Annotated in this window: 19 protein-coding genes and 1 pseudogene; 8 read left to right on the plus strand and 12 right to left on the minus strand. The window is 63.1% G+C overall.

The window, feature by feature from the left end; genetic code table 11:
- Positions 1–128 precede the first annotated feature (128 nt).
- Positions 129–8,432, plus strand: coding sequence for a GH36-type glycosyl hydrolase domain-containing protein (locus SJY40_RS16550; RefSeq protein ID WP_378949331.1), 8,304 nt, complete (start codon positions 129–131; stop codon positions 8,430–8,432).
- 160 nt (positions 8,433–8,592) lie between these two features.
- Here SJY40_RS16550 and SJY40_RS16555 read toward each other — a convergent pair whose 3' ends face one another.
- Positions 8,593–8,823 (minus strand): hypothetical protein, encoded by a 231-nt coding sequence (locus SJY40_RS16555; RefSeq protein ID WP_378949334.1) that lies wholly within the window; start codon positions 8,821–8,823, stop codon positions 8,593–8,595.
- A gap of 135 nt (positions 8,824–8,958) precedes the next feature.
- Between SJY40_RS16555 and SJY40_RS16560 the strand changes: the two genes are divergently transcribed.
- On the plus strand, positions 8,959–9,693 hold the full coding sequence (locus SJY40_RS16560; RefSeq protein WP_378949337.1) for a Crp/Fnr family transcriptional regulator: 735 nt from the start codon (positions 8,959–8,961) through the stop codon (positions 9,691–9,693).
- Between the two features lie 508 nt (positions 9,694–10,201).
- On the opposite strand, the gene SJY40_RS16565 is transcribed toward SJY40_RS16560, so the two are convergent.
- Together SJY40_RS16565 and SJY40_RS16570 are read right to left on the minus strand one after the other, a co-directional pair.
- Entirely contained in the window at positions 10,202–10,615 is a 414-nt protein-coding gene (locus SJY40_RS16565; protein WP_378949340.1) for a hypothetical protein, read from the minus strand.
- The gene (locus SJY40_RS16570; RefSeq protein WP_378949343.1) at positions 10,612–11,037 is read right to left on the minus strand and encodes a hypothetical protein; all 426 of its coding nucleotides are present in this window, start codon (positions 11,035–11,037) and stop codon (positions 10,612–10,614) included. The genes SJY40_RS16565 and SJY40_RS16570 overlap by 4 nt, the downstream gene beginning before the upstream one ends.
- Before the next feature lie 202 nt (positions 11,038–11,239).
- On the opposite strand from SJY40_RS16570, the pseudogene SJY40_RS16575 reads away from it, so the two are divergent.
- Positions 11,240–11,442: pseudogene (locus tag SJY40_RS16575) on the plus strand (transposase); the annotation flags it as partial.
- Here the strand turns inward: SJY40_RS16575 and SJY40_RS16580 are convergent.
- Together SJY40_RS16580 and SJY40_RS16585 are read right to left on the minus strand one after the other, a co-directional pair.
- Positions 11,400–11,765 (minus strand): transposase, encoded by a 366-nt coding sequence (locus tag SJY40_RS16580; RefSeq protein WP_378949633.1) that lies wholly within the window; start codon positions 11,763–11,765, stop codon positions 11,400–11,402. The pseudogene SJY40_RS16575 and the gene SJY40_RS16580 overlap by 43 nt on opposite strands.
- 802 nt (positions 11,766–12,567) lie before the next feature.
- Positions 12,568–13,467, minus strand: coding sequence for a LysR family transcriptional regulator (locus SJY40_RS16585; protein ID WP_378949346.1), 900 nt, complete (start codon positions 13,465–13,467; stop codon positions 12,568–12,570).
- Between the two features lie 96 nt (positions 13,468–13,563).
- On the opposite strand from SJY40_RS16585, the gene SJY40_RS16590 reads away from it, so the two are divergent.
- Positions 13,564–14,205, plus strand: coding sequence for a DsbA family protein (locus SJY40_RS16590; RefSeq protein ID WP_378949349.1), 642 nt, complete (start codon positions 13,564–13,566; stop codon positions 14,203–14,205).
- 27 nt (positions 14,206–14,232) lie between these two features.
- Complete coding sequence (locus SJY40_RS16595) at positions 14,233–15,126, plus strand: MBL fold metallo-hydrolase (protein WP_378949352.1); 894 nt, start codon at positions 14,233–14,235, stop codon at positions 15,124–15,126.
- Between the two features lie 429 nt (positions 15,127–15,555).
- Here the strand turns inward: SJY40_RS16595 and SJY40_RS16600 are convergent, their stop codons facing one another.
- The 6 genes from SJY40_RS16600 to SJY40_RS16625 all read right to left on the minus strand — a co-directional run bounded on the left by SJY40_RS16600 (position 15,556) and on the right by SJY40_RS16625 (position 21,127).
- Positions 15,556–16,854, minus strand: coding sequence for a TRAP transporter large permease (locus tag SJY40_RS16600; protein WP_378949355.1), 1,299 nt, complete (start codon positions 16,852–16,854; stop codon positions 15,556–15,558).
- Positions 16,851–17,363, minus strand: coding sequence for a TRAP transporter small permease (locus tag SJY40_RS16605; RefSeq protein ID WP_378949358.1), 513 nt, complete (start codon positions 17,361–17,363; stop codon positions 16,851–16,853). Before SJY40_RS16605 ends, SJY40_RS16600 begins: the two co-directional genes overlap by 4 nt.
- Positions 17,363–18,343 carry a TRAP transporter substrate-binding protein gene (locus tag SJY40_RS16610; protein ID WP_378949361.1) on the minus strand — a complete coding sequence of 327 codons (981 nt, stop codon included), beginning with the start codon at positions 18,341–18,343 and terminating at the stop codon, positions 17,363–17,365. The genes SJY40_RS16605 and SJY40_RS16610 overlap by 1 nt, the downstream gene beginning before the upstream one ends.
- A gap of 73 nt (positions 18,344–18,416) precedes the next feature.
- Positions 18,417–19,595: an FAD-dependent oxidoreductase gene (locus SJY40_RS16615; RefSeq protein ID WP_378949364.1), complete on the minus strand. Its 1,179-nt coding sequence runs from the start codon at positions 19,593–19,595 to the stop codon at positions 18,417–18,419.
- Positions 19,592–19,915, minus strand: coding sequence for a 2Fe-2S iron-sulfur cluster-binding protein (locus tag SJY40_RS16620; RefSeq protein WP_378949367.1), 324 nt, complete (start codon positions 19,913–19,915; stop codon positions 19,592–19,594). The genes SJY40_RS16615 and SJY40_RS16620 overlap by 4 nt, the downstream gene beginning before the upstream one ends.
- Before the next feature lie 36 nt (positions 19,916–19,951).
- Positions 19,952–21,127 (minus strand): cytochrome P450, encoded by a 1,176-nt coding sequence (locus tag SJY40_RS16625; RefSeq protein WP_378949369.1) that lies wholly within the window; start codon positions 21,125–21,127, stop codon positions 19,952–19,954.
- Between the two features lie 103 nt (positions 21,128–21,230).
- On the opposite strand from SJY40_RS16625, the gene SJY40_RS16630 reads away from it, so the two are divergent.
- Entirely contained in the window at positions 21,231–22,118 is an 888-nt protein-coding gene (locus SJY40_RS16630; protein WP_378949372.1) for a LysR family transcriptional regulator, read from the plus strand.
- A gap of 1,579 nt (positions 22,119–23,697) precedes the next feature.
- Here SJY40_RS16630 and SJY40_RS16635 read toward each other — a convergent pair.
- On the minus strand, positions 23,698–24,654 hold the full coding sequence (locus tag SJY40_RS16635; protein WP_378949375.1) for a helix-turn-helix domain-containing protein: 957 nt from the start codon (positions 24,652–24,654) through the stop codon (positions 23,698–23,700).
- A 144-nt stretch (positions 24,655–24,798) separates the two neighbouring features.
- Here SJY40_RS16635 and SJY40_RS16640 point away from each other — a divergent pair, with 144 nt between their 5' ends.
- The gene (locus SJY40_RS16640) at positions 24,799–25,674 is read left to right on the plus strand and encodes a carbohydrate ABC transporter permease (protein ID WP_378949378.1); all 876 of its coding nucleotides are present in this window, start codon (positions 24,799–24,801) and stop codon (positions 25,672–25,674) included.
- 61 nt (positions 25,675–25,735) lie between these two features.
- Complete coding sequence (locus tag SJY40_RS16645) at positions 25,736–26,566, plus strand: carbohydrate ABC transporter permease (protein ID WP_378949625.1); 831 nt, start codon at positions 25,736–25,738, stop codon at positions 26,564–26,566.
- Position 26,567 lies beyond the last annotated feature (1 nt).

Below are 26,567 nucleotides of genomic sequence, written 5' to 3' on the forward strand. Positions count from 1 at the left end.
ACCCGTCGTTTTCAAGACGGTGCCCGCAGGGGTGGATTGCCGGGCCAAGATCAAGGGACCGCTGCGCATTGCCGTGATCGCGCTTCACGGCGGCCACAGCGCAATCCCGAAACCGACAGGATGCCGTCATGTTCCAAAACGCCTTTGCCCCCCGCTCTGTCAGGGGCATGTTCTTTACCCCGAAACTGCGCGCAAACCGCCCGCCATGGTCGGACACGGCACCGGTTCGCGCGGAACTGTTCGGGTTCGAACGGCTGGAACAACATGCGCTGACCCTGGCCGCCGATCAGACCGTGACCGATCACCCGCCCCGGGTCATGTCGCTGCACAAGCGCCTGTCCGACAATGCGCGCGCCCTGAGGGCCGCCTATCGCGACAACGCCCAGGACGCCGCCGCCGGTCGGCCGACCGTGCCTGCCGCCGACTGGCTGCTGGACAACTACCACCTGGTCGAGGCGCAGATCCGCGAAATCCGCATCGATCTGCCCCCGCAATATTACCAGCTGCTGCCCAAATTGGAGACCGGCCCCTTCGCGGGCTATCCGCGCGTCTTCGGGCTGGCCTGGGCCTTTGTCGCCCATACCGACAGCCATTTCGACGCGTTGGCCCTGCGCCGCTTTCTGGTCGCCTATCAAACCGTCCAACCCCTGACCATCGGCGAGCTGTGGGCTGTGGCCATCACCCTGCGCATCGTGCTGGTCGAGAATCTGCGCCGTCTGACCGACCAGATGGCCTGTGGCCGAGACCAACGGCAAAGGGCCGATCTGCTGGCCAACCAGATCCTTCGGCCCGGCCAGACCTATCGCAACCTGTTCCCCGATCCCCCCGGCGCCACGCCGATGAACGAATTGTTCGCCGCCCAACTGGCCGAGCGTCTGCGCAATCTGGACCCCAGAACCACCCCGGCCATCACATGGCTGCAGGACCGGCTGACCGCGCAGGGGGCCTCGATCGACAGCGTGGTGCGCCATGCGCAGGAACGCTTGGGGGCCTCGAATGTCACGCTGCGCAATGTCATCACCGGATTTCGCAGCCTGTCCTCGACCGATTGGAACGACCTGTTCGAGGATGTCAGTCTGGTCGAGGCCCGCCTGCGTCAGCATCAGGGCTATGCGGCGATGGATTTCGCCAGCCGCAATCTTTACCGCAGCGCGATCGAGGAATTGTCGCGCGGCAGCGACCGCCCGGAAACGCAGCTGGCCGACATGGTCGTGGCGCTTTCCGCAGACGCCACGCCCGCGACGCCGGCCAGTGATCCCGGCTGGCATCTGATCGACCGTGGCAGGCCGACGCTGGAACGCGCCATCGGCTTTCGGCCTCCGCCACGGTTGTGGTTGCGCAGGCTGGGAAAGACCGCGGGGCTGCCGGGCTATCTGGCGCTGATCGCGGGCGGGACGACGGCGCTGTTGGCCGTGCTTGCGTGGCTGATGCAGGGCGGTGTCATCTGGCCATGGTTGCTTGCGATGGCGATGCCGCTTTGCGGGCTGGCCATCGCGCTGGTCGATCTGATGGTCGCACGTTCGGTCGGCGCGGCGCTTTTGCCGGGGCTGGACCTGCGCAAGGGCGTGCCCAGGCACCTGCGCACGCTGGTGATCGTCCCCGTCATCATGACCGACCCCGAAGATCTGCGCCGCCATCTGGACAGTCTTGAAATCCACCACCTGTCCGGCACGGGCGGTGATCTGACATTCGCGCTGTTGACGGACGGGGCCGATGCGCCAAGCTGCCGGATGCCCGCCGACGACGAACTGCTGGCGCTGGCCACGCGCCGGATCGCGGCACTGAACGTACGCCACGCGGCAGGCCCTGCCGGTCCGCGTTTTCTGCATCTGCACCGCGACCGCCAGTGGAACCCGCATGAGGGCATCTGGATGGGCTGGGAACGCAAGCGCGGCAAACTGGTCGAGCTGAACCGCCTGCTGCGGGGGGCGACCGATACCAGTTTCACCCCCCATCCGGCCCTACCCGATGACGTGCGCTATGTCATCACGCTGGATGCCGACACCCGCCTGCCCCGTGATGCCGCAGCCCGTCTGATCGGCAAGATGGCGCATCCCCTGAACCGGCCCCAGATGGATGCGGCCCAAGGGGTCGTGACCGCAGGCTATGGCATCTTGCAACCGCGCGTGACGCCAGCCCTTGGGGCGGGCACGACCGCCTATCTGCGGGCGACATCGGGGCCGGGGGGGATGGACCCCTATGCCTCGGCGGCGTCGGATGTGTTTCAGGACCTGTTCGGCCAGGGGTCGTTCACCGGCAAGGGCATCTATGACATCGATGCGTTTCAGGCGGCGATGCAGGGCCGGATCGAACCCGACAGCGTCCTCAGCCACGACCTGCTGGAGGGGGTCTTTGCCCGCGCGGGCCTTGCCTCGGATATCGAGGTGGTCGAGGCCTTCCCCCCCCGCCATGATCTGGCCGCCGCCCGCCAGCATCGCTGGACGCGGGGCGACTGGCAACTGGCGGGGCGCATTATCGACCCCGCCACCCCGGTGCTGGGACGCATCAAGATCGCCGACAGTCTGCGCCGGTCGCTGATGGCACCTTTCGTGCTGGCGGCGCTGCTGGCGGGATGGATGACGCCGCATCCGGGGGCGGCGACGCTGCTGCTGTTGGCGGTGATGGCCTTGCCGGTGATCCTGCCCGCCCTGCTGGGCATGGTCCCCCGCGGCCCGGCGCCCGATCTGCCCAGCCATGCGCGGCAGTGTCTGGATGACGGGCGCGCAGCATTGGGGCAGTTGGCCCTGACGGTCAGCTTTCTGCCCGACACGGCGTGGCGCATGGGTGATGCGATCCTGCGCACCCTTTGGCGGCTGCGCATATCGCGGCGGCATCTGCTGGAATGGACCACCGCCGCGCAGGATCAGGTCGGCCCCAAGCCGGACCTCGGCATGCTGGCGCGTCGCATGTCAGGGGGGCTTGTGCTGACCCTGGGCATGGCGATCGCCGTGGTTCTTCTGGCCCCCGCTGCAGTCCCGCTGGCGCTGCCATTCGTGCTGCTGTGGCTGTCCGCCCCGCTGATCGCCCGCGCCACGGGGCGCGCTTTGCCGACCGCCACCAAACCCCTGACGCCTGACGCCGCACGTCACCTGCGCCTGACCGCGCGCCGCACATGGCACTATTTCGAGACCTTCGTCACCGCACGTCATTCCCACCTGCCGCCCGACAACCATCAGGAAACGCCCACGCCCCTGACAGCCGCGCGGACCTCGCCCACCAATATCGGTCTTTATCTGCTGGCCTGCGTGGCGGCGCGGGATTTCGGCTGGATCAGCCTTCGCGATGCCGTCACCCGTCTGCAGCAGACGCTGGAAACCGTCACGCAGCTAGAGAAACTGAACGGCCATCTGTTCAACTGGTATGACACGACCGATGGCAGCGTTCTGGCGCCACGCTATGTCTCGACCGTCGACAGCGGCAATCTGGCCGGACATCTGATCGCCCTGTCCCATGCCTGCGAGGAATGGGCCGCAGACCCCGCACAAGACGACCGACAGGGTCTGCTGGACACGCTGGAACTGGCGCATGGCTGGACCGATACCGCCCTGCTGGACCAGATCGAGGCTGCGATCCGCGCGCCCCGTCCGGAATGGGCCGCCATCCAGCGGCTGACCGGCAAGGCGGGGCGCGATTGCGTCTGGCTGGCCGCCCTGCATGACCGCGCGGTGGCGCATTTGGCCGATCCCGATCCGGACCTGAGCGCCCCCTTGCACGACCTGGCCGTGCAGGCCCGCGCGCTGGCTTGGGGCATGGATTTCACCTTCCTGCTGGACCCTGAACGCAAACTGTTGTCGATCGGCTTCAATCAATCGGACAACACGCGCGACGAAAGTTGTTACGACCTTCTGGCCTCCGAGGCGCGGCTGGCCAGCATGTTCGCCATCGCCAAGGGCGATATTCCCGCAACCCATTGGTTCCGGCTTGGCAGGCCTGCGGTGCCGTTGCGCGGCGGGGCGGTGTTGGGATCATGGTCGGGGTCGATGTTCGAGTACCTGATGCCGATCCTTGTGATGGATGAACCCCCGGGCAGCCTGCTGGACCAGTCGAACCGCCAGTCGGTCGTGGCCCAGCAACGCTATGGCCTGCGTCGGGGCGTGCCTTGGGGGCTGTCGGAATCCGGCTTCAACGCGCGCGATCTGCAGATGAATTACCAGTATTCCAGCTTTGGCGTGCCCGAACTGGGCCTGAAGCGCGGGCTGGAGGCCAGCCTGGTCGTCGCCCCCTATGCGACCGCGCTGGCGGCCATGGTGGACCCGCAGGCCGCAGCCCGGAACCTTGACCGGCTGGCGGCCCTTGGTGCGATGGGGACCTATGGCTTCTACGAGGCGCTGGATTTCACCCCCCTGCACCGGCCTGCGGATGAACCCGTGGCCGTGGTGCACAGCCATATGGCGCATCATCAGGGCATGACCATCGTGGCCATCGCCAATGTCCTGCAAGACGGTCGGATGCGCCGCCGCTTCCACGCCGAACCCGCGATACGCGCCGCTGAACTGCTGCTGCAGGAACGCATTCCGCGCAATATCCCCACCGTTTCGGACCGGGTCGAGGCCAGCGCCGCCCGCGCCGACACCCTGTCGCAGGATATGCAGCGCATGGCCGTGATCGAGGGGAAGACGACGGGGCCCGCGATGACCCATATCCTGTCGAACGGCCGGTATTCCGTCACCCTGACCGCCACGGGCGGCGGCGTCAGCCAATGGGGGCCGATGGCGGTCACCCGCTGGCAGGGCGACCCGAACCGCGATGATGGCGGCACCCGCATCTGGATGCGCGATGTGAACACAGGGCGACTGACCCGCATCGGCGGCGCGGACCCCGCCGATCACCACCGCGTGGAACTCTATGAGGATCGCGCCCTGTTCCTGCGTCAGGATGGCCAGCTGTCAACCAAGCTGGAGGTTCTCGTCTCGGGCGAGGATGACGCCGAGGTGCGGATGCTGACCCTGACCTCGGCCTCGCAGGTGCCGGTGACGCTGGACCTGACCTCTTATGCCGAACTGGTTCTGACCACGCCGCAGGCCGATGCCGCCCATCCCGCCTTTGCCAAGCTGTTCGTGCAGACCGAATACATGCCCGAATATGGCGCGCTGATCGCCACCCGCCGCCCCAGGACCCCCGATGAGCCGGGCATCTGGGCCGCCCATTTCGCCGTGGTCGAGGCGACCCAGCAAACCCCGATGCAATATGAAACCGACCGCGCGGCCTTTCTGGGCCGCGACAACGACCTGCGCCACGCCGCGGCCCTGCAACCTGGCGCGGCGCTGAAGGGCGGCATCGGCACCGTGCTGGACCCTGCCTTTGCGCTGCGCCACCGGATCGTCATCGCCCCGGGCGGGGTGGCGCGGCTGGCCTTCTGGACCGTCGTGGCCGACACGCGGGCAGGTCTGATCGACCTGATCGACCGTCATCATGATCGCAACGCGGTGGATCGCGCGCGGACGCTGGCCTGGACGCAGGCGCAGGTCCAGCTGCGCCATCTGGGCATCACAACCACGCAGGCGGCGGCATTCCAGGCGATGACCGCGCCGATCCTGCATCCCGATACAAGGTTCCGCGCGCCTGCCAGCGATGCCGCCACGGGCAAGCAATCGGTTCTGTGGTCGCAAGGTATTTCGGGCGATTTGCCGATCGTGCTGCTGCGTATCGGGGATCAGGCCGATATGGCGCAGGTCCATCAGCTGCTGCTGGCGCAGGAATACTGGCGCATGAAGCGGCTGCCCGTCGATGTGGTGATCCTGAACGAACACCCTGCATCCTATGTTCAGGACCTGCAATCGGCGGTCGAATCCGCCCTGCGCGGAGCCCGCCCGCGCGCCTTGGCCGATGCACCCGGCGGGCAGGTCCATGCCCTGCGCCGCGACCTGCTGCCCCCCGAGGTGACCGACCTGCTGCTGGCCACCGCCCGTGTGGTTCTGGTCGCCCGCCACGGGCCGTTGGCCGATCAGGTGGCGGCCTTTGCGACGCGGCCTACCCCCGCCATGCCCATGACACGCCCGCCGCAGCATCCGCCCCCTGTGGGTGATGCGGCTGCAGGGCTGGCGGAAACGCTCGAGTTTTTCAACGGCACCGGCGGCTTTGCCGATGACGGGCGCGAATATGTGACCATTCTGGAACAGGGCCACGCGACCCCTGCGCCATGGATCAACGTCATCGCCAATGACGGTTTCGGGTTTCATGTCTCGGCCACCGGCGCGGGCTGCACATGGGCCGAAAACAGCCGCGAGAACCGCCTGACGCCCTGGTCCAACGACCCCGTCACCGATCCCGCGACCGAAGCCTTCCTGATCCGCGACGACGAAAGCGGCGCGCTTTATTCCCCCACCGCGCGCCCCTTGCGGGCCAAGGGTCGCCATGTCGCGCGCCACGGCATGGGCTATAGCCGGTTCGAACATCAGGCCGGCGGTCTGGCGATGGATCTGCTGCAATTCGTGCCGCTTGATGCCCCCGTCCGGCTGTCGCAGCTGACATTGCGCAACCTTGGCACGCAGCCGCGCCGCCTGACGGTCATCACCTATGCCCGGCCCGTCATGGGCGTCACCGAAGGCACCTCGACGCCCTTCGTGGTGACGGCCCGCGACGACGAAACGGGTGCCTTGATGGCCCGCAACCCGTGGAACGTGGCCTTTCCCGACCGCGTGGTCTTTGCCGATCTGATGGGCGCACAGACCGCCATCAGCGGCGATGGCGCGGGTTTTCTGGGCAGGGAGGGCGATCTTTCTGCCCCCGCCGCCCGCCTGTCGGGCCGCTTGGGCGCGGGGCTGGAACCCTGCATGGCGCTGGAATGCCCGGTCGTTCTGGCGCCCGGCACATCGGTGCAGGTCTGCCACATGCTGGGGCAAGCCGCCTCGACCACTGCGGCCCGCGCCCTGATCAACCGGATGCGTGTTATCGATCCCGCAGACCTGCTGGAACAGGTTCGGGCGCATTGGCAGACCGTCACCAATACGATCAAGATCAAGACCCCGGACCGCGCGATGGACATCATGGTCAACGGCTGGCTGCCCTATCAGACGCTGGCCTGCCGCATCCAGGCCCGCGCGGCCTTCTATCAGACCAGCGGAGCCTATGGCTTTCGCGACCAACTGCAGGACGGCATGGCAATGACGCTGGCCCAGCCTGCGCGGGTGCGCGACCACCTGCTGCGCGCCGCCGCCCGCCAGTTCCCGCAAGGCGACTTCCAGCATTGGTGGCTGCCCCATTCGGGCGCGGGCGTGCGGACCCGCATCTCGGACGATTGTGTGTGGCTGGCCTATGCGGTGGCCGAATATGTCGGGGTGACGGGCGATCTGGCGGTGCTGGATCAGGACCTTCCCTTCCTTGAGGGACGTCCCCTGAAAACCGGCCAGCATGATGCGTTTTTCCAGCCCGATATCTCGGCGACGCGTACGACCCTTTGGGGGCATGTCGCCTTGGGTCTGGACCGCGCAATCGCGTTCAGCGGCACCCTGGGCCTGCCGTTGATCGGCACGGGCGACTGGAATGACGGCATGAACCGCGTGGGTCAGGACGGGCGCGGCGAGAGTGTCTGGCTTGGCTGGCTGCTGCTGGATACGCTGCACCGGATGGCGCATCTGGCCGATACCCGCGACCCCACCGCCGCCACCCGCTGGCGCGCCCATGCGCACGCCCTGAAACAAGCGCAGGAGCGCCACAGCTGGGACGGCGCGTGGTATCGCCGCGCCACCTTCGACGATGGCAGTTGGCTGGGGTCGGACAGTTCGCCCGCCTGCCGGATCGATTCCATCGCGCAAAGCTGGGCGGTGCTGTCGGATGCCGCCGATCCCGAACGCGCCGCCCGCGCCATGCAGTCCCTGCAGGAACAGCTGGTCATTCCCGATCCGGGTCTGATCCTGTTGTTCACTCCGCCATTCGACGGGACGGATGCGGGCGGCGATCCGGGCTATATCGCGGGCTATCCCCCCGGCCTGCGCGAAAACGGCGGGCAATACAGCCATGCCGCGATGTGGGCGATCATGGCCCATGCGCGGGCGGGAAACGGCACCGAGGCCGCACGCCTGCTGGCCATGGTCAACCCGATCAACCATGCGCTGACACCCGATGACACCGCCCGTTATCGGGTCGAGCCTTACGTCGTCGCCGCCGATATCTATTCGGTCGCCCCGCATCTGGGGCGGGGTGGCTGGACATGGTACACCGGATCATCGGCATGGATGTATCGCGCCGCGACCGAAGGAGTTCTGGGCATCCGGCGTCGCGGAGGCCATATCGTGATCGCACCCTGCCTGCCCGACGACTGGCCGGGGTTTTCGGCCCGCCTGCGTATCGGCGGCACCGAAATTGCGGTGACCCTGCGCCGCGACGCGATGCAGGACGGCCCGGATGTCCGGGTCTGCGCCTTTGTTCCATTGGACGGGGGGCATCATGACGTCACCCTTGTCTTGCCGGTCAGCCCGCGGGTGACCATGTGACGGCAATGCGAGGCCAAAAGATCAAGGGGCCGCAGGGTGCCCCTTGTCCCCGACCGGCCGCGCGGATGCGGCCCTTGATACGCATCCCAGGTCGCATGCCGTCATTCAGCCCGTGGGCATCGACGACCTTGCCGCCGTGACCCGCGGCATCGTCTCAGGGTCAACGCACCGAATTGCCGCCGGCAATGATGTTGTTGATCAATTTTGCAACGGCCCGGTGGTCTTCGGTCGCGGCCGGCGGGCCGGTGACCTTTTCGTGGGCGGCGGCGGCATCGCGCAGGATGCCCATGATCTCGTGTTCGGGCAGCAACTTGTGATCGTTCATCGCAAGCAGCAGTGCCTCGCAGATCGACAGGGCGGCCTGACCTGCGTGCTCGTTTGCCGTGGACATCCGGGTATTCCTTTCATGGCATCGTGAAACGGTCAGATGCTTGGGTACATCTTGCAGGAACTGTCCTATACTGGGCTGATTGAGAGTAGTCTTCGGTCCGATTTCGTATCGATCAACCCGTTGGGGCCAAGAGCGATGACATCGATCCACGACAGCCCCCTGGTCCGCAAGCTTTCGGCTTTTGTCGCCTTGTCCGAGAATGAGCTGGGCGTCCTCGAACGCTTGCACCAACGGCGCCGATCCTTCGTGGCGGGGCGGGATATGGTGCATCAGGGGCAATCCGAACAGACGGCCTATATCCTGTCGCAGGGTTGGGTCTGTTCCTACAAGATCCAGCCGGATGGCACGCGCCAGGTTGTCGATTTCCAGATACCCGGAGATTTTCTGGGACTGCGAAGCGTCCTTCTTCGCACCTCGGATCACAGCTTCGAACCCATTGTGGATATCGAAGCCGCCGAAGTGTCGGCAGAGCATCTTCTTGATGCTTTCGCACAAACGCCCCGTCTGGCGACGGCCATTCTCTGGGCCGCTTCCCGCGATGAGGCGATGGTGGTCGAACATCTTGTGGGAATAGGCAGGCGGAACGCCGACGCCCGGATGGCGCATTTCCTGCTGGAACTCTGCGCACGGCTGTCGCTGGTCAACATGGGAAGCAGATCGGGATACGATTGCCCGCTGACGCAGTATCACCTTGCCGATGTGCTGGGACTGAGTGCGGTCCATGTCAACCGGGTGCTGCGGCATTTGCGGGAACAGGGGCTGGTCACATTCCGCAATGGCGAGGTCGCCATCCACGATTATCGCGGGCTGGTGGCGCTGGCCGAATTCGATCCTGCGTATCTGGATCAGGCGGGACCGTTGCTGAAATGAAAATGCGCCACTGCGTCAGAGGCAGGCAGCCCCGGTGATGGTATAGCGGCACATGCTGTCGAACGCACATTTGCTGCGACTTGAGGACATTTTTCAGGGGGATATCGTTTGTTGCGACCCACGCCTGCTGAATTGCCGGGAAATCCTCGAAAGGGTGCCTTCCTCAGTGGGCGGAAGATGCCTTGATCCGATCACATTCAACCAAGATGCGTCATACGTATCTTAGCCTTTATGCGCAGGTCGCACCGAAGACCGTTCCTTGGTGTACGTTCGGGGAAAAAAGAAGCGCGCAGAGATGGTTTCTCGGTGTGAAACAGCACGTCCACACGCTTCTCGCGTCACTCGGAACAATCACCGCCAGATACGCGACGGATGGGCCAATCTAATGGCCAAGACGCCCATGGCGCACTGATGCAGGTAAGCCTGGTGACGATACGTGAAATACTGCGCTGCATCACCGCGGGACGGGTCGAAAAGCCCGACGATTGACGCCTTGACCGACATGCTTTCAGACGGAGGGTGCCTGTTGGTGTGATATCCGAAGCCATCTGCCCTCATCCTGAAGATAGGTGGACGCGCATAGAGCCTCATAGATGGGTATGGCGGGCTTTTCCGCGGAAACCTGATAGGTCAGGATGACAATATCACCATGGCGCACCGCGCTGCGTTCAACCATGCTGACAGAACGCCAACCGGTGTTGCGTTCAAGATGATCCCAAATCAGGTCACCTTGCAGAATACCCGGTGGATAAGGGACGATCATGACGGCATTTGCTGCCGTCGTGGCGCGCGCATTCTTCAGCCCGTTGGTCCAGAAGCCTTCCTCAAGGTTCCAGAGATCCGTTTCCTCGGCCTCCGACAGGATTTCGGTCTGCTGTCTTTTCCGGTCCGCGGCTTTGACGCGCAAGGTGGACATTGTCATTCGCCCGATCCCGAACTGATGACGAACGCCAGCCGGATCATTACGAAAATAAGCAGGGGAACCAGCCAGATCAGCCCGCTGTTTCCCCACCGGCCATCGGTGATCAGCGACGTGGCCCGCTTGATGGACTGGGTTTGCGGGTTTCGGGGCAGCAGTCGGCTAAGATTGCGGGCCATCTGGGCGCGATCGTTTTCCAACGCCGGAACATCCCACGAGCGCGCCAACAGCAACCCGATCCTCAAGCGTGCGGCGTCATGCCCAAGCGCCACAAGCTCGGCAGTTTCGGTCCATGGATCAAGATTGAGACGCGCCAATGTTGAAAGCACGGTGACCGACTGACCATTTCGATCCTCGCCGACTGGCGCATAAAGAAATTGATCGAACTCTGGCGGATGAGGATTAAGACGATTTTGGCGATCCATCGGCGTTCCTTTCAGCATGTGCCGGAACGTCCCGTTTGCCTTCGTCGCCTTCGGGCAGACACGGCATAAGGCCATGAGAGAAACATTCAGGGCATTCCCCTGTCTTAACCGCCGTCGCAATGTGCCGCGCTGATACAGGTCAGTACCGTAGGTTGTCTTGCCAACACCGCGGATTCACATCAGGCTTTTGGCATGAGACCTCATGTCGGACGAAGAACAGGCCTTCTTAAATGGGTTCATCCTCGCCATCCGCACCCCGAACGGAGGCAAAACCGTCTCGTACCTGATGGCATATTCTGCATCGCACAAACCGGGGCTACATGGCACGATCTGCCCAGAAAGTTCGGCAAATGGCCGAGCGTCTACCGCCAGTTCCGGCGCCGGACATTGGCCGCGCTCTGTGAGGTATCATGGAAGCCCAGAAACAAAGCGCGGCCATCCACACCGTTAATGGCGTTCCAATGCTTCGGCGGTTCCCCCCCCCCGAAGGCTTTAGCTTTTGCAAAAAATGAGCTAGCGGCCGCCAGTTCGTCCAGCTTTGCGTAGAGCTTCTTCACTCGAACCGCGTCAATCTCGGGCTTCTTGCGGTCCCCGTGCCGGAACACCCTAGACGCAGTTGCAAGCAGGGTTCGCTTCCACTGATGGACTATCGTCGGATGCACACCGAACCGGCTGGCCAGCTCAACCTTGCCCTTGAACTCATGCGCATGCTGCCTGCGTTTCGACATCTTTGACCTCCTTCTCGTAGAAGACCAGCAGACTGCAAATCGTAGCTTTTATCAGTGTCCGAATTTCCAGGGGTAGCTCAATCCAAAGTAATCGTTATCGACGTTTGACCAGCCTTTCGGCGGCTGTGCAGACGACCGAAATGCCTTTGGATCATGCTCAAGCCGATGAATGAAAGTATCTGCGGTCCAGGAAGCAACACCAACAGCGCAGGCTTAAATTTCGACGCATGCCGTGCATTAACGGGATGCAGGGATCCAAGAGCCCTCTTGTGATAATCCGACGTGCCTGGCGTTTGGAAGGAGCGGCAGCGAATCCGTCAGTCCTTTCAGCAATCACGTATAATTCTGACACCGCTTTGACTTGAACTTAGCAGGATCGATGTTTCGCTTTAGGTGATGCCGGGAATGCCGCGTTCCCTGCTTCAGGTCGCTGCCTCGGTCGTTATGCTTTGTCCGCACCGCTCTGCGCCCGATACCGAAAGGGGGCAGGACAACCTTTCCAGACGACCGCCACCGCGAATACCGCGACCGTCTCAAACGTGGGTTTTGCCGAAGGTGAAGCGCGCCCCGGATTTGCTGCAACCAGCAGGTATGCTGCCGCGCCACCGCCCGTAAATCTTATTTGCGAGGATCGCCTGGCCCTTCGTCGGCTTTCACCCTCCGCACCATTCATAACCCCGACATTTCGTGACAACTCACGATGCGTCAAGTCGCCTGATCGCTGCTTCGAAAAGACCTGTCACGCCTTTGCATCGGCATCCTTCAGATTTGCAGCATTGCCGCGCAAGGGTCCAGGACGTGGTTACTGCACCCTTGCCCGTTCCGTCTGTCGCAGCATTTCCGTGAAGACCGAGACCTTTGCGGCGCGGAACTTCGATGCAGGCAGAACCACGAAGATGCCCCCTTCGGGCAGCCGCCATTCGGGCAAGACCTTTGTCAGGGTGCCTGACATCAGATGGTCGCGCACCAGATAATCCGGCAGGATCGCCAGACCCGCACCCTCTTTCACGGCGGCCATGATGGCGGGGGCACTGTCGATCGAAAGATCGCTTTGCAGTCTTGCGGAAACCGTGTCGCCGGAAGCGCTTTGGAACACCCATTGCAGCGGGTCCGAGAGCGCCTTGTTCGCGATGAAGGGCCGGTCGGCAAGATCGTCCGGATGTCGGATATGATCGAACTGACCGAAGCTGGCGCCGACAAGCAGCTGCCTGAAACCGCCCATCTTGCGCGCCAGCAGGGTGGAATCGCGCAGCCAGCCGATCCGAATGGCCAGATCAAGATCCCCTGCCATCAGATCGCTATGATCATCGCCAAGATACAGCTCGACCTGACAATCAGGGTATTGGCGCCGGAACCTCGCGACAAGCGGAGCTATGACGGCCGTGCCGTAATCATGCGGGGCGGTCATGCGCAATACGCCCACGGGATGTTCCGAAAGCTGGGACATCTCGCTGAAGGCCTCCTCGGCCTGATTCAGGATCGACGTGCAGCGCGTGTAGAACAGCCGACCCGCCCCCGTGGCGCTGACCTTGCGCGTGTTGCGCACCAGTAGCGTGGCCTTCAGCTCCTGCTCCAACTGGGTCACCTGGCTGCTGACCACGGCCTTGGTCACCCCAAGGCGGTCTGCGGCTTTGGTGAACGATCCGGTTTCCACGACCGCCGCGAAATAGGCCAGCCGGTTGAGGTTATGGGTTTTCGACATGCGCCCACTGTTACGCTTTGGCATACGATCTGTCAAAATAGTTTGTCTTATCGCAGGTAATCGATGCGCCTATATCTGGGTCCAAGGAGACAGACCATGACACAGACTGCGATACTGCATTACCTTTTCGACCCGCTTTGCGGATGGTGCTATGGGGCGTCCGCAACCATCGGCGCGCTGGCAAAGCACCCCGACATCGACCTTCGACCGCATGCGACCGGGCTGTTTGCCGGCAACGGCGCACGCCCGATGAAAAGCTTTGCAACGCAGGCTTGGGCGAATGACCAGCGCATCGCAAAGCTGAGCGGTCAGCGGTTCACCGAGACCTATCGCCAGCAGGTGTTGGGCGACGACGACGCGTCATTGGACTCGACCGTGACGACGCTGGCTGTCGCTGCCGTCGCCGACAGCGCACCCGATCGCATGATCGAGGCACTGTCGGTCCTTCAGGCGGCGCGCTATGTTGATGGCAGGGATGTGACCTCGGCCACGGTCGTGGCGGAGGTGCTGGCGGATCTTGGGCTGGCGGATGCCGCGGCGCGCGTGCTGGCCCCTGATGCGGGTCTTGCCGATCTGGTTCGCGCGCAGACCGCCGAGGCCCGCAGTTTGATGACGACCCACGGACTGCAAGGCGTTCCTGCCCTTGTCGCCGAGGTCGATGGAGCTCGCCGTGGATTGGACGCCAGCGTGCTTTATTCCGGACCCGACGCAGTATTGGCCGCCCTCGGGCGTGGCTGATCCCATCATATCGAAAGGACAACCAAGATGAACCGCAGAGATCTTCTGAAACTGACCACCGCGGCTGGCGCAGCCGCCCTGATGGTACCCGGCATCTCGTTTGCAGGGGCGAACGGCCTGACCTGGACCCATTTCCCCGCAGGCGAAAACGGCTTCTTCCGGGCGCCTGTTCTGGTGCAGGGCGCGACCGAGGCCGTGCTGATCGACGGCGGCTTCACCCTGCCCGATGGCCGCGCACTGGCTGACGAAATCAAGTCCACCGGCAAGACCCTGACCACGATCTATATCACCCAAAGCGATCCCGATTTCTATTTCAGCCTGCGCCCGATCACCGAAGCCTTCCCCGAGGCCCGCGTCGTCGCAGCCAGCGAAACCGTTGACGCCATCAATGCCAATGTGGCGAAAAAGGTCGAAACCTGGGGCCCGCAACTGGGTGAAAGCGGTCCGGCGACAGTCGCGGATGTGGTCATTCCCGAAGCGGACGACACCAAGACACTGACAGTTGACGGCCATGCGATCGACATCGTCCCCGTCAACGGGCTGGCCAACCGCCGCTACCTCTGGGTCGAGGATCTGCAGGCCGTGTTTGGTGGTGTGATGGTGTTCTCGGGCACGCATGTCTGGACCGCGGACACGCCGACCAAGGAACAGCGCGCTGCATGGATCGCCAATCTGGACGCCATCATCGCCCGCAACCCGAAGGTTGTCGTGCCCGGCCATATGACGCCCGAGGCGCCGATGGGGCTGGACGCGGTAGAGTTCACCAAGGGCTATCTTCTGGCGATCGAGGAAGAGCTGGACAAGGCAGATGGTTCGGAAGATCTGATCGCCGCGATGACCGCCCGCTATCCTGATCTGAAAATGGATGTCGCGCTGAACGTTGGTGCCAAGGTCCTGACCGGCGAGATGGACTGGGGCTGACCCGTTTCGCGGCCTGCGCCGTCCGTAGAGCCTGACGCAAGAGTGCGGCCAAGTCATTCTGGCCGCACTCGCTTGGTTTCGGATACGCGCGTTTTGCCGAACCGAGCCATTTATCGATCCAGTTGAAAATGTGCGCTGCATCGATTTCCGAACATCCGCGTGTGCCTGTGGCCTGAATTCCCCAGCATGCAGACAGAGGCACTCGCACTTTCAGGTCAGCGACAGACGCTTGATGAAGACGTCATCCATATGGTGGCCCCTGCCGTTCATCGAAATGCGGATGCCGGACCGGCACGGGCGGTCCGTTCAAGCAATAAGCTGATCTTGAATCGCTATCGACAAACGGCCCTGTGGCCGGTGACGATCCGGAACGGATGCCGCCCCGTTGCCGACGCGGACAGGCGACATTGTGGCGTTTCGCCGCCGTGATCACATCATGGCAGGCAGCCAGAGCGAGATTTGCGGCAGGGCGACCAGAATGGCCAGGCTGACCAGCATCGCGATCCAGAACGGCATGACGCCCCGGAAGATATCGATCAGCGGGACGTCCTTGGCCACGGATTTCACGATGAAGACGTTGATCCCGACCGGCGGAGAGATCAGCCCCATCTCGAGCGTCAGAACCACCAGCACCCCGAACCAGATCGGATCGATGCCCAGTTGCAGCACGACGGGCATGAAGATCGGCAGGGTCAGGACCAGCATCGCCAACCCCTCGAGGAAGCACCCCAGGACCAGATAGATCGCAAGGATGATGATCAGTGTGCCGTAAAGGCCCAGATCCAGCGCCACTAGCAGGCGGCTGACCTCGGATGGCAGATGGCTGAGGGCGACGAAGGGATTGATCAGATGCGCCGCGATCAGGATCAGCATCACCGATGCCGTCGTGACGATGCTGCTGCGCGCGGCCTGCCAGAAGTCGCGCAGGCTCAGCGTGCCGCTGACGGCCCCGATGACGATGACCAGTGCCGCCCCCACGCCCGCCGCCTCGGTCGGGGAAAAGATGCCGCCATAGATGCCGCCGATGGTGATCAGGACCACGATCAGGATCGGGATGGCCCCGACGAAGGCGCGGCCCTTTTCGGCCATGGTGGTGGCCGGTCCCTTCGGCCCCAGTTCGGGCCGGATGGTGCACAGGATGGTCACGGTCAGCAGGAAGGCGGTCAGAAGCAGGATGCCCGGCAGGATACCGGCCATGAACAGGCGACCGATGCTTTGCTGTGTCAGGATCGCATAGATCACAAAGCCGGTTAACGGCGGGATCAGGATGCCCAAAGTGCCGCCCGCGGCGACGACGCCGGTGGACAGGCGCGGGCTGTAGCCGAAGCGGTCCATCTCGGCCAGGGCGGTGCGGCCCATGGTCAGCGCTGATGCGACGGATGATCCCGAAAGCGCCGCGAACCCGCCGCATCCGATCACGGTGGCCGAGGCAAGCCCGCCCCTGACCTGACCGATGCAGGCATAGGCCGCATCGTAAAGCCGACGGCTCATCCCGGTGATACTGGCGACATTGCCCATCAGGATGAACAGCGGCACCACGATCAACTCGGCGTTGGAGGCAAGCGAGAAGGTCTCGGATGCCAAAAGCCCGGTGGCGGCCTGCAGCCCGTTCAGGATCCATATGCCGCCAAAGCCGACCGCGAACATGGCGAAGGCGACCGGAATGCGGACCAGCAGCAGCACCAGAAGCAGGGCAAGCCCTGTGGTCCCAACGAAGACGGGGCTCATGGCATATCCTTTGCGGGATGCGTGTCGCAGGTTTGCCCCCTCGCCAGCATGACCGCACGCAGCAGCATGGCGACCGAGGTGATGACGGCGAATGCGCAAAGCGCATATTGGAACCACGCCGTCGGCAGGCGCAGCAGGTTCGTCGACAGGTTCAGCATCTGGCTCAGCCGTGCGCTTTGAAAGACGGTATAGGCGATCAGCATGAAAATACCCGATCCCAGCAGGGCCGACAGGATGTCCAATGCGCGGTTCAGCGCCGCCGGAAAGGAACCTTCGAAAATGTCCACGATGATATGACCGCCGACCCGGTCACACAGCGCCATGCCGCCAAAGACGATCAGCACCATGGTCATGGTGATCAGATCCTGCGATCCGTAAAGCGGATGCCCGAAGTTGCGGCCAACCACGTCGAGGATGATCACGCCCACCACGAACAACAGCCCCGCAGTGCCGATGAAAGCGGACAGGCCGATCAGCCTGTCCGTCAGTTTCCGAAGCGCGGCCAGCATCAATCGCCCCGCATGGCCGTCAGTGCGGCATCGCCACCGACATTCTGCACATAGGTATCGGTCACTTCGGTCAGGGCGTCGTCAAATGCCTTGGCATCGTCGCCTTCAAGGTCGATGACAGTGGTGTCCGCCGACTGACGCGCCGCTGCCAGTGCGGCATCCGCAGTCGCGACCCAGGCCTCTTCGGTCAACTTCGAGATCTCCTCGCCCTTGATGGCGTCGATCGCGGCCTTGGCGTCGTCGGACAGACCGTCATAGGCGGATTTGTTCATGACCGTATAGAAGGTCAGGCGGCCAAGGTTGGGCCCGGTCGTGACGCTGCCCACGACCTCTTGCAGCTTGAAATCGGACAGGACCGAGGCACCGCTGATCACGCCGTCGATCAACCCGGTCTGCAGACCGTTATAGACCTGCGTCATCGGGATCTGCACCGGCGTTGCACCCAGGGCTTCCATGGCTTCGGCGGAAATCGTGCCCGCCACCCGCATCTTCAGGCCGCGCAGATCCTCGGGGGTGCGCACCTGCTTGTCGCGCATCATCAGGATGTTCGGCTCGGCCCCCCAAAGGGCGATGACCTCGGTCCGGGGATATTCGGCGGCAAGTTCCGTGTCATAGGCGCGCCACAGGGCGGAATACCCCGGCTGGCCCAGTGGCAGCGCGCCGGGCAGTTCGGGGATCATGCTTTTGGGAAACTGCGACGAGGTATAGCCCTGCAGCCCCCACCCCATGTCGGCCGTCCCCTGAATGACGCGGACGAACTGATCCGCAGGCCCCGCGCCCAATTCGCCGCCATGGAAGGCGCGCAAGGTGACGGCACCATCCGTGCCCTCTTCGATGGCTTTGGCCAAGGGCTCGATCTGGGCGGCGTTGATGGTGTGCATGGGCGGTGCCCAATTGGCGTATTTCAGTTCCTGAGCCTGAGCGGCGCCACCGATGGCAATGGCGACGACCGGTCCGAGGACAAGCGACTTCGAGTTCATGGTTTCTCCCTCCCTGATGCGCCCCCGCCTGTCGCGCAGAGGTCGCGTAGCATGTTCATTGCAAGGCGCGCGGTCACGCTGCGGCAAGTTCCTTCACCTGTTCCAGACTGACCGACGCATGACCTGACAAAAGCCGACGCGTTTTCATGTGAACGCCAGCCTTGTCGATTGTCTCGACGGCCGCAACGCCCTTGGCGTCCAGCCGCGCCACGATGCCGTCGGATACGACCTCCTCCGTCGCCTCCGGACCGGCAAAACCCGCGATCTGCAGTTTCTTGTCGCCCTGATCCGACCAGAACCACGGCACTGCGGCATAGGTGGCATCCTGCCCCTTGGCGATCCGCGCCGCGATCAACCGCGCATGATCGGTGGCGGCCTGCACGCTTTCCAACCGGATGTGGCGTCCACTGCGCGGATCGGGGAAGCTGGCGCAATCGCCAAGCGCCGAAATGGCCGGGTCCGAGGTCCGCAGGCTGGCATCGACCCGGACGCCATTGTCGACCGTAAGACCCGCTTCGCTGGCCAGTCCGGTGTTCGGGCGTACCCCTGCGGCCACCAGAACCAGATCGGCGGCGATGGTGGTCCCATCGGCCAGCGCCACTCCGCCACCATCGACCCCCACGGCGGGTTGCCCCATGTACAGCGCGGTCCCCCATTCGCCGTGCAGCCGGGCGAAATGATGCGACATCAGTGGCGACAGAACGCGCGACATCAGACGCGGCGCGGCCTCGATCACGGCGACCTTGTGGCCCTGCTTGCCGGCAGCCGCGGCGAATTCGAGGCCTATGAAGCCGCCACCGATCACGGCGATCCGCCGTTCGGTCCGCAACATGTCGCGCAAACGGCCCGCGTCCTGCAGGGTCCGCAGGTCGCAGGCCAGATCCAGCCCGTCGATCGGCGGGCGCAGGTTGCGCGTCCCCATCGCAAGGATCAGGTGGTCATAGGGCAGGCGCCTCGGCCCGTCCGCGCCATGAACGACGACCTGACGGGCGGGACGGTCGATCTGTTCCACGACGGCTTCCGGCAGATAGGTGATGTCCTTGGCGGCAAAGAAACTTTGCGGGCGCAGCGTCAGCGCCTCGGCGTTGCCATCGACCAGATAGGCCTTGGACAAGGGCGGGCGTTGATAGGGCAAACCCGGCTCGGCGCCGATCAGCGTGACGGGATCGGCAAAGCCTTGCTGGCGCAGACTGATCGCGGCCTGCAGGCCCCCCTGCCCCGCGCCGACGATGATGACGCCGGCGCGGGTCAAATCTGATCCTCGGGCAGATGGACGACCAACCCGTTCAGATCGGGCGTCAGCTTGATCTGGCACGACAGGCGCGACCGGTCGGTCAGCTCGGATGCGGCGCCTTCCAGCATGTCGTCCTCGCCCTCGGCCCGCGGGCCGGTGCGGTCCTGCCAATCTGCATCGACATAGCAGTGACAGGTTGCGCACATCATCGCCCCGCCGCATTCGCCGACGATCCCATCGACGTCATGGGTCACGGCGGCATGCATGACCGATGTGCCTTCGCGCGCATCGACATCCGTGCGGGTGCCGTCGGCGGCGACATAGGTGACCTTGACCATATCTTTCTTCCTTCCTGTCTGCCTTGGCCTGCGCGCTCAGTTCAGCACGACGGGCAGGTTGATCGGCCCGCGAAAACCAAAGCCCTTCCATTCGACCGCCTCGGGGTCGGTCAGGCGCATGTCGGGGAAGCGGTCGAACAGCATCGGCAGGATGATCTTGCCGACGGTGCGACGCGCGACATGGGCGCCCGCGCAGTGATGGGGGCCGTTGCCAAAGGCCTGATGCGGGTTCTTGTCGCGGAAGACGTGAAATTCCTCGCCGTTTTCATACAGATCCTCATCCCGACAGGCCGAGGCCTGGACGGTCATCACGGTATCGCCCTTGGGAATGTCGAAACCGCCCAGTTGCGTATCTGCCGTCACCAACCGGGAACTGACCTGAATGGGCGCGACCCATCGGATCGCCTCTTCGAAGGACTTGCCCCAGGCTTCTTCCGCGCGGACCTGTTGCAGCTGGTCGGGGTTGGTCAGCAAGCCGAACAGCACGGTCGCCAATGCGTCGCGCGGTTCGTTGATGCCGCCGCCGATGGCGATTTTCAGGTTCGCATGGATCTGGCTGATCGGCAGGGGATCGGCTGCGTTCAGCATCACGGAAAATGCCGATCCGTCAGGGTCTGCCATCCGCTGCGGGCGCAGGGTCGCAAACAGCGCGTCCATTTCGTCATTGGCCTGGTCCGAGGCCGCAAAGGGTTCGGGGCTCCAGCCGAAATTTCCCGCGCCGTCGATCAGCCGTTGCGACCAGCGCTGCATCTGTTCGTCGGTGGCCTCGGGGATGCCCAGAATATGCGCCAGGATGCGCGCGGCCAAGGGACCGCAAAGCTGGGTGAACAGATCCACTGTTTCCCCCCGTGGCAGGCGCGCGATGTATTCCGCCGCCAGCCGTTCATAGAGCGGACCCCAATCGGTCTGGATGCGCTTGGGCGTCAGCGCGGGCATGATGGCCTTGCGCTCGGCCATGTGGGCGTCGCCGTCCTTGCGCATCAGGGTATGGGCACGGAACGCCGGCTTCATCGGCGTTGCGGGATCATCGCTGCTGAACAGGACCGGATCGTCCTTGACCTGCTTGGTCAGCGTCGCCTTGGTCAGCAAGGTGCGCTTGACGGAGGCCACCCGCAGCACAGGGCTTTGCGCGCGCAGCCTGCGATAGACCGGATAGGGATCGGACGTCAGCCGATCCAGCGAAATTTCCGTATCCAGCGGTGCCAGCGGCATTCTGTTCCTCCTCATGCTCCCGCCGGTGACGATATGGGGAAGATGATTGCCGAACCAGCAGATGAAACTATTATATGCCATCAATGAATTTGATGGAGCTGCTGTGTCCACCGACCCCCGGAACCTTGATTTCATCGCTTTGGAAACGCTGCGGCTGGTGCATGACCTCGGGTCCTTCACCGCCGCGGCCGAACGTCTGGACGTCAACCAGTCGGCTGTCAGCTATACCATCGCCAAGTTGCGCAGCAGCTTCGGCGACCCGCTGTTCGTACGCGAAGGCGGCAGGCAGGTGCCAACGCAGCGCTGCGAACGCTTACTGGCGCAGACATCGCAGATGCTGGACCTGCTGGACCAGATGGCACAGCCTCAGGTCTTCGATCCGCAGGTCTCGACGCAGTCGGTGACGATTGCCTGCAACTATTACGAACGTATCCTGCTGATCCCGCGGATCATCGCAGAACTGCGGCGTCAGGCACCGAACATCTCGGTGAATGTCATCAACGCATTGGGCGACGGCCATCACCGTTTGTTGCAGCAAGAGGCCGACGTGCTGGTCGGTCCCTTCACCCGTTCCGGAAGCGGCTTTCATTCGCGGCGGCTCTACTCTGAAGAATACGCCTGCCTGATGGACCCCGGACATCCGATAGCGGGTCAACGGCTGACGGTCAACGAATACCTGTCACTGAGGCATGTGCTGATCAACTATGGCGGCGGCTGGAAATCAGCCTATCTGCAACAGCTCGAGGCCGCAGGTCACCAGCTGGTCCCGACGCTTACCGTTCCCAGCCCGGCTGGCCTGGCCGAACTGATCGCAGGCTCGAATTTGGTCGCAACCCTTCCCCGCCGCCTTGGCCAGAGAATAGCCGAACAGCTGGCCATCAGCCCCTGCCCGTTCGGTGGGGCCTTCGATCTGTCGGTCGTCTGGACGGCGCGCACCCATGCATCGGCCATGCACATATGGCTGCGCAGTGCCATTCTGGCCGCGATCTGACGCTGCTGTCCCATCTAGGACATCCCGCTTTATCCATTAATTCTAGCAATTTATGATAAAAACCTCTTCGTTAATGAAAGGGTGGTTTACGGGTTAGTTTCGTCATGGAAGCGCCATGACCAACCATGCCGTCAAAGCCGCAATGATGAGGGCCAGCCCGACATCGATGGTGTGGATGGCCCCGCCATTTGCATCGACTTTGCGAAGGGGGGACCGTCAAGCGCGCACCCAAGGGGAGCCATTTTTGGACACGGCCATCGTCATCAACACCGATCGGGCAAAAAGTGCGGAACTCTCTGGTTCGGACTGCCAACCTTGGCCCGTTCCCGCAGCGTGAAGGAAATGTTCGGGCGGCGCTGGAAGGTTGGCAACCGGTATCGCGCAGGCTCTTTGACCTATGCGCCATGGCCGGGATCAGCGCGCGACCGGGGGGCGTAGAAAGGTTGCGTCAGATCCGGCACCGGATTGGCTTGCCCTTATGCTTGCCCGCTAGGGCTTGTTGACGTTCAGGATTTCTATCTGACGTGAGTTCTGATTTAAGGTTGCAACCAGAGGAGAGCAACCTTGTCTCGACGTGCCCCGACCGACGCCCATTGAATCCTTGTACCTTGGCAAGCAAACCGACCCCGGCCTGACAGGACACGATCCGCGGTTGTTCGTGAAAGCGGTCGTGCGGATCGTGCGAACAGGTGCGCAGTGGCGTGAATTTCCAGCTGGAGTTCGGGCATTGGAACTCGGTCTTCAAACGCTTCCGACGGCAAGTCAAGGCCGATATATTTTATAACGATTTTAGGGATTTATCTTCTGCCCCAACCTCGAATACGCGCTGATCGACGACTCCATCGTCAAGGTTCACCGCTCGGGCCATGGCGCTGAAGGGGGACCCAGAGGCAGGCCATAGGGCACTCGCGCGGCGGCGGTATAACCAACAAGATACTGGCGTTGACCGACAGCTTGGGTAACCTCGTCGACTTCAGCCTCATGGCCGGGCAGCCGCATGACATACGCGCCGTGCCGGAATTGATCGAAGGTCATGCAAAACAGATCAGAGCTTCGCCGCCTTCATCTGACTCGCGGCGACAATCAACCAACTCCGATGGACGTCAATAGGCCCTAGCTTTTGAAATGCTCACCATTGCTTTGGTCCTCTGCGTAGCGCAAATGATCCGGAGTTGATTGCCCGAGGCGACAGTTGCAGGAAAACCTTTGCCTGAGACGGAAGTGACCAGCCGTGCCGGTATCAGGCCGACACAACTCCGAGATGCTCGGGCTCAATCCGAAGTGATGGCACAGAGACGGCATCACTGTGGAACGGGACAGCCAAGACAAACCCAACTGCCCGGTGACTTCATCAAGGCGCAGCCGCAAACTGGTCGCATTTCCATACCGTATGCAAAGTCGGGCGTTCTTAAGCACTGCCTGACAGAGCCAGTTCATCCCCGGACGATGGCGATGTAGAGCGGATGAACCGTCGGATCCAATATGTCACGGTCAAATGTTCACAGGACGGCGATCCACTCTTGGCGATCCCTGATCGAAAGCATGGAATTTTCAGCCGTATCGCTAGTATGCGCACAGGTCAGCCACCTTCGCGCAGAGGATAGATCACCTGTCCGTCTTCCTGCCCACGTGGCCATTGGCCGTCGCGGCGCAGCCTGACCTGATCCTGCCAGCCGCGCGGGCTGATGCCGATATGGCGCTTGAACAGCCGCGAGAAATAATAGCTGTCGGAAAACCCCAGCCTGTGCGCCGTCTCGGTAACCGAGAACCCGCCTTCCAGGAATTGCATCGCCACCTCCATCCGCTTGAATTCCTGGTATTTCGCCGGGGTGCTGCCCAGCTTGCGGCGGAACTCTCGGCGGAAGTATTCGGCGTTATAGGGGGCGGCGGCCACGACCCGTTCGGCCAGCCCCGGTTGCAGCGGATCGGCGGCGATCTGGGTGGCGGCCATGGTGATGGCCATGGAAAGCCCCTCGGCATCGTCCAGCGCGGCATCGCCCGGTGTGCTCCAGGCGATGAAGGCATCCTCGATGAACTCGGTCAGGATGACCATGAAGGCGTGATGCATCATCAGCGTGGTCGAGCCCGAGGGCGCGGTGGCACGGTAATGCCGCACAAGCGGGCCGATCATCGGCCAGCGTGAAAAGCGAATGACCCGCCGGTGCCGCATCCGCCCCAGCAGGTCGTGGCGCCCGAACAGATCCAGCCGGAAGTGCTGGGCAAGGCCCGCATAGACCTTGTCGGGGTCGGGGTTGCGCCCCTGGAACCGCGTGCCAGCGGGGATCAGCATGGCCATGCCCGGCGCCAGGCGGATGCGTTCGTCCTGCACGATGTATTCGCCCGCCCCTTCCAGACAGACGACCAGATCGTGGACCGTGTTGACCTTGTCGATGGACCAGCTGTGGGAATGCAGCATGCGGATGGCCGAGCGCGTCAGCGTCAGGTCCAGCGCGCGGGGCGGAATGCCCGCCAGCACGCCCGCCCTGATCCCGGCCACCATCTGATCATGTTCGGTTTCGTCCATCATTTTCTGCATTATCGTCAATTCAACCCGGGACCATTTGCAGCATACTAGCAGATCAGATCGCCCCTGTCGCGGTCACCGCCGTTCGAATCGAGGGAGGAGCGATTTGATGACGCAACCAGAACCTGGCCCCCGCGCCCATTCCGGAGGGCTGTGATGGAGAGCCCGCGCATGGGTCTGCTGTACCTGGCCCCCTATCTGATCGGCCTGCTGGTCTTTACCGCGATCCCCTTCGTCGGCTCGCTCTACCTGGCCTTCACCGATTACAACCTGATCCAATCGCCCGTCTGGTCCGGGCTGGACAATTTCCGAGAACTGCTGAACGACCGCACCTTCATGCGGTCGCTGCGGGTGACGCTGCTTTACGTCTTTATCACGGTGCCGCTGAAGCTGGCCTTCGCGCTGTTCATCGCGGTCATCCTGAACTATCGGCTGCGCGCCATCGGCTTCTTCCGGACGGCCTATTACGTGCCTTCGATCCTGGGCGGTTCGGTCGCCATCGCGGTCCTGTGGCGCTATATCTTCGCGGATGCGGGGATGGTGAACATGGTGCTGTCGGGCATCGGGCTGGAGCCGCTGAACTGGTTCGGCGATCCTGTCAACGCGCTCTTCACCATCAGCCTGCTGCGCACCTGGCAGTTCGGCTCGGCGATGGTGATCTTCCTGGCCGCCCTGCAGGCCGTGGACAAATCGCTCTATGAGGCCGCAGCCATCGACGGTGCGAACAAGTGGCACAGCTTCGTCCACATCACCCTGCCGCTGATCACGCCGGTCATCTTCTTCAACCTGATCATGCAGATGGTCCAGGCGTTCCAGGAGTTCAACGGCCCCTACATCATCACCGGGGGCGGGCCGCTGAAATCGACCTATCTGCTGCCGCTCTACATCTATGATGAGGCCTTCAAGAACTTCAACATGGGCTATGCCTCGGCGATAGCCTGGGCGCTCTTCGTGATCATCATGGCGCTGACCGTCATCGCCTTCTGGTCGTCGAAGAAGTGGGTCTATTACGCCGGCGACAAGAGGAGCTGACATGGCCGATATCACCACATCGCTTCCCGAAACCGCCACGCCCGCCGCGGAAATCCGGACCATGCGCCTGCAGGCCGTCATCCGCTATACGCTGCTGACGGTGGTGGGACTGGTCATGCTCTATCCGCTGATCTGGCTGATCGGGGCGTCCTTCAAGACCAACTCCGAGATCTTCGGCTCGATCGGCTTCATCCCGCGCGAACCCACGCTGGAGGGTTACGTGAAGGGCTGGCAGACCTCGACGCCTTATACCTTCGGGCGGTTCTTCTGGAACACCTTCCTGATCATCCTGCCCAAGACCGTCTTCACCGCCATTTCCTGCGCGCTGGTGGCTTACGGCTTCGCCCGGTTCGAATTTCCCTTCAAGCGCGTGCTGTTCGCCACGCTGATCGCGACGCTGCTGCTGCCGAATGTGGTCACGCGCATCCCGCAATACATCCTGTTCCGGGACATGGGCTGGCTGGACAGCTATCTTCCGCTCTGGGTGCCCTCGGCCTTTGCGGGCGATGCCTTTTTCGTCTTCATGCTGGTCCAGTTCCTGCGCGCCATCCCCCGCGACATGGAGGAAGCCGCCCGCGTGGATGGCGCCAACAGCCTGCAGACGCTGATCCACATCGTCGTGCCGATGCTGTTCCCGGCGCTGATCTCGGTGATGCTGTTCCAGTTCATGTGGACCATGAACGACTTCCTTGGACCGCTGATCTATCTGTCCTCGGTCGAGAAGTTCCCCGTCAGCCTGGCGCTGAAACTGTCGATCGACACGACCGAGGCCTTCGACTGGAACCGCATCCTGTCGATGTCGGTCCTGGCGCTGCTGCCCGCGCTGGTCGTCTTCTTCATGGCCCAGAAATACTTCATCGAAGGCATCTCTGCCGGTGGGGTGAAAGGATAAT

This window comes from Paracoccus sp. R86501 (assembly GCF_042466435.1).
Taxonomy (GTDB): domain Bacteria; phylum Pseudomonadota; class Alphaproteobacteria; order Rhodobacterales; family Rhodobacteraceae; genus Paracoccus.

Bases quoted from the DNA above. Each gene is read 5' to 3' on its own strand.
- SJY40_RS16550 (WP_378949331.1), top strand. From the start codon at position 129: ATGTTCCAAAACGCCTTTGCCCCCCGCTCTGTCAGGGGCATGTTCTTT.
- SJY40_RS16555 (WP_378949334.1), bottom strand. From the start codon at position 8,823: ATGTCCACGGCAAACGAGCACGCAGGTCAGGCCGCCCTGTCGATCTGC.
- SJY40_RS16560 (WP_378949337.1), top strand. From the start codon at position 8,959: ATGACATCGATCCACGACAGCCCCCTGGTCCGCAAGCTTTCGGCTTTT.
- SJY40_RS16565 (WP_378949340.1), bottom strand. From the start codon at position 10,615: ATGACAATGTCCACCTTGCGCGTCAAAGCCGCGGACCGGAAAAGACAG.
- SJY40_RS16570 (WP_378949343.1), bottom strand. From the start codon at position 11,037: ATGGATCGCCAAAATCGTCTTAATCCTCATCCGCCAGAGTTCGATCAA.
- SJY40_RS16580 (WP_378949633.1), bottom strand. From the start codon at position 11,765: ATGTCGAAACGCAGGCAGCATGCGCATGAGTTCAAGGGCAAGGTTGAG.
- SJY40_RS16585 (WP_378949346.1), bottom strand. From the start codon at position 13,467: ATGTCGAAAACCCATAACCTCAACCGGCTGGCCTATTTCGCGGCGGTC.
- SJY40_RS16590 (WP_378949349.1), top strand. From the start codon at position 13,564: ATGACACAGACTGCGATACTGCATTACCTTTTCGACCCGCTTTGCGGA.
- SJY40_RS16595 (WP_378949352.1), top strand. From the start codon at position 14,233: ATGAACCGCAGAGATCTTCTGAAACTGACCACCGCGGCTGGCGCAGCC.
- SJY40_RS16600 (WP_378949355.1), bottom strand. From the start codon at position 16,854: ATGAGCCCCGTCTTCGTTGGGACCACAGGGCTTGCCCTGCTTCTGGTG.
- SJY40_RS16605 (WP_378949358.1), bottom strand. From the start codon at position 17,363: ATGCTGGCCGCGCTTCGGAAACTGACGGACAGGCTGATCGGCCTGTCC.
- SJY40_RS16610 (WP_378949361.1), bottom strand. From the start codon at position 18,343: ATGAACTCGAAGTCGCTTGTCCTCGGACCGGTCGTCGCCATTGCCATC.
- SJY40_RS16620 (WP_378949367.1), bottom strand. From the start codon at position 19,915: ATGGTCAAGGTCACCTATGTCGCCGCCGACGGCACCCGCACGGATGTC.
- SJY40_RS16625 (WP_378949369.1), bottom strand. From the start codon at position 21,127: ATGCCGCTGGCACCGCTGGATACGGAAATTTCGCTGGATCGGCTGACG.
- SJY40_RS16635 (WP_378949375.1), bottom strand. From the start codon at position 24,654: ATGCAGAAAATGATGGACGAAACCGAACATGATCAGATGGTGGCCGGG.
- SJY40_RS16640 (WP_378949378.1), top strand. From the start codon at position 24,799: ATGGAGAGCCCGCGCATGGGTCTGCTGTACCTGGCCCCCTATCTGATC.
- SJY40_RS16645 (WP_378949625.1), top strand. From the start codon at position 25,736: ATGCGCCTGCAGGCCGTCATCCGCTATACGCTGCTGACGGTGGTGGGA.